The sequence below is a fragment of the Hungatella sp. SL.1.14 genome (assembly GCF_024460495.1).
GTDB classification, from domain to species: Bacteria; Bacillota; Clostridia; order Lachnospirales; family Lachnospiraceae; genus Hungatella; species Hungatella hathewayi.
The window spans coordinates 1-296 of sequence record NZ_JANFYJ010000412.1; the positions used below are offsets into that span (position 1 = coordinate 1).

General features: G+C 54.7%; 1 pseudogene. It reads right to left on the reverse strand.

Features of this window, described 5'->3' with window-relative positions:
* A pseudogene (locus NE473_RS31610) lies at positions 1 to 296 on the reverse strand (LytR/AlgR family response regulator transcription factor); the annotation flags it as partial.

The following is a 296-nucleotide window of genomic DNA, read 5'->3' on the forward strand; positions in this document are numbered from 1 at the left end:
ATACGCCTGACAGGTCTCCGGCTCCGTCCCCTGACAGCAGAAGACAGCCTTAGGCTTCCGGCTCTCTACATAGAGAATCCGCTCGGTAAACAGCCTTACCGTTCCCTCTACACAGGAAAATTCCACCTGCTCCAGCCGTTTTCGCTTAAGAACCGCATCCATACACTCCGGAAGCGCCGCATCCAGCGTATCCTTCATGATAAACCGAACCGCATCCACCTTATACCCTTCCGGTGCGTAATGAAGAAACGCGGTCACAAACACAATCGCCGTCTCAGAACGGAGGGAGCGCATCC